The organism is Mycobacterium sp. NPDC003323 (assembly GCF_053589535.1).
This window is the reverse complement of sequence record NZ_JBSFSB010000017.1, coordinates 65,653-68,920: the sequence shown is the minus strand read 5'-3', so window position 1 is coordinate 68,920 and position 3,268 is coordinate 65,653. Positions and strand designations below refer to the sequence as shown.

At 66.6% G+C, this 3,268-nt stretch carries 1 protein-coding gene; it reads left to right on the top strand.

Annotated elements, in window-relative coordinates:
• On the top strand, positions 1-3,268 hold a 3,268-nt coding region (locus ACWDUN_RS25570), incomplete at both ends, for a tandem-95 repeat protein (protein WP_449933067.1).

The window sequence follows — 3,268 nt, the reverse complement described above, 5'->3', positions numbered from 1 at the left end:
GACGCCCCCACCGGCACCGGATCCACCGTCACCGCAGTCGAAGACACCACCACCGGCGGCACCCTCACCGCAACCGACATCGACGGCGACACCCTCACCTACACCCTGGGCACCGGCGCCACCAACGGCACCGCCACCGTCAACCCCGACGGCACCTGGACCTACACACCCAATACCAACTACAACGGCCCCGACACCTTCACCTACACCGTCACCGACGGCACCACCACCTCCACCCCGATCACCGTCACCGTCACCGTCGCCGCGATCAACGACGCCCCCACCGGAACCGACACCGTCATCGACGCCGAAGAGGATTCGACCACCATCGGCGGATCCCTGCTCGGTAGCGATATCGACAGTCCCGCAGGTACGTTGACCTACACACTCAGGAATCAAGCCGACCACGGCAGCGTCACCGTGAACGCCGACGGCACCTGGACCTACACCCCGGCCGCCAATTATGTCGGCACCGACACCTTCACCTACACCGTGTCGGACGGGGCGCTGAGCTCCACCTCGATCACCGTGACCGTGAACCTCGCCGCGGTCAACGACGCCCCCACCGGCAGCGACTCGACCGTCGCCGGGATTGAGGATTCGACCAGGATCGGCGGACAACTGACCGGATCCGACGTCGACAACACCACGGCCGAGTTGGAGTTCGCACTCGACACCGATGCGTCGCACGGCTCTGTGACGGTCAACCCGGACGGCACCTGGACCTACACGCCGGCCGCCGACCACAACGGAGTGGATTCGTTCACCTACACCATCGCCGACGGCCAGTCGGTCTCGGCGCCCGTCACGGTCACCATCATCGTCCCCGCGGTCAACGACCGACCGGTGGGCACGCCCGGGTTGTCCCAGACCGGCGACGAGGACACCGTCATCACCGGCACGGTCACCGGCACCGATACCGACACTCCCGCAGGCAATCTCACCTATGCACTGGCCGGCCAGGCCGCCCATGGCACCGTCACCGTCGACACAAACGGTAACTGGACGTACACACCGGCAACCGATTTCCACGGCACCGACAGCTTCACCTTCACGGTGTTCGACCAGAAGCTGCATTCGGCACCGGTCTCGGTCACCATCTACGTCACCCCGGTCAACGACGCGCCCACCGCAGACGCCACGGCGGTCAGTACGGTCGAGGATGGCGGATCCAGCGGAGGCACCTTCGCCGGTACCGACGTCGACTCGACCACGCTGAGCTACTCCCTCGGCGCCGCGGCCGCCAATGGCACCGCCACCGTCAACGCCGACGGCACCTGGACCTACACGCCGACAGCCAATTTCAGCGGTACCGATACGTTCACGTACACCATCACCGACGGCACCAGCACGTCGACACCCATCACGGTCACCGTCACGGTCACCGCTGCCAACGACGCACCCACCGGCACCGACACGACCATCGCCGGCGACGAGGATTCCGACACCATCGGCGGCACCCTGGTGGCCACGGACCTCGACGGCGACACCCTCAGCTACGCGGTGGGCACCCCGGCCGCCCATGGCACCGTCACCCTCGATGCCGACGGCACCTGGACCTACACCCCGGCGACCGACTATCACGGCACCGACAGCTTCACCTATACCGTGTCCGACGGAAACCTCACGTCGACCCCGATCACCGTGACCGTGACGATCGCCCCGGTGAATGATGCTCCGAGCGCCGCTGATTCGGAGGCGACTGGTTCCGAGGACACACCGTTCGGGGGCACCCTGACCGCAACCGACATCGATACCGAGGCCGACGACCTCAGGTACACGTTGACCACCCAGGCCGCCAACGGGACCGTCACGGTCAACGCCGACGGCACCTGGACCTACACGCCGGATCCGGACTTCAACGGTGATGACTCGTTCACCTTCACCGTCGACGACGGCAATGCCGACTCCCCACCCGTCACGGTGGTCCTGCATGTCGCGGCGGTCAATGACGCACCTACTGCCACTGCGGGTTTGACCGGTTCGGGCAATGAGGACACCGCCATCACCGGAACGCTGAGCGGCACCGACATCGACGGTGGCACCGTCACCTACGCCCTGGGCACCGGGGCCGCCCACGGCACCGTCACCGTCAACGCCAACGGCACCTGGACCTACACCCCGGCCGCCAACTTCAACGGCACCGACAGCTTCACCTACACCGTGTCCGACGGTGCCCTGCGTTCCGATCCGGCGACCGTCATCATCGCGGTCATCGCCGTCAACGACGTTCCCACCGGCATCGACTCCGCCATCGATGTCACCGAGGACGTCTCCGCCGGCGGCACGTTCGTGGGCTCTGATGTCGACGGTGGCACGTCGCTGTCGTACACGCTGCGGAATCAGGCCGGCCACGGCACCGTCACTGTCAACGCGAACGGCACCTGGACCTACACCCCGGCCGCCAATTACACGGGCACCGACAGCTTCACGTATACCGTCGACGACGGCAGCCTGACCTCGACCCCGGTCACGGTCACGGTCACGGTCGCGGCGGTCAACGATGTCCCCACCGGCACTGCGGGTCTGACCGGATCGGGCGACGAGGACACCGCCATCACCGGAACGCTGAGCGGCACCGACGTCGACGGCGACAGCCTCACCTACACCCTGGGCAGCGGCGCCACCAACGGCACCGTCACCGTCAACCAAGACGGCACCTGGACCTACACCCCCAACACCAACTACACCGGCACAGATTCGTTCACCTACACCGTCACCGACGGCACCGCGACCGCCACCCCGGTCACCGTCACCATCACCGTCAACGCCGTCAACGACGCCCCCACCGGCACCCCCACCACCATCGACGCCGACGAAGACTCCACCACCATCGGCGGCACCCTCACCGGCAGCGACATCGACAGCGCCACAAGCTCGTTGTCCTACACACTGTCCACCCAGGCCGCCAACGGCACCGTCACCCTCAACGCCGACGGCACCTGGACCTACACCCCGGCCGCCAATTACACGGGCACCGACAGCTTCACGTATACCGTCACCGACGGTGCACTGATCTCCACCCCGGTCACCGTCACCATCAACCTCGCCGCCGTCAACGACACCCCCACCCCCACAACCGGTCTGACCGGATCGGGCAACGAGGACACCGACATCACCGGAACGCTGAGCGGCACCGACGTCGACGGCGACACCCTCACCTACACCCTGGGCAGCGGCGCCACCAACGGCACCGTCACCGTCAACTCCGACGGCACCTGGACCTACACCCCCAACACCAACTACACCGGCACCGATTCGTTCACCT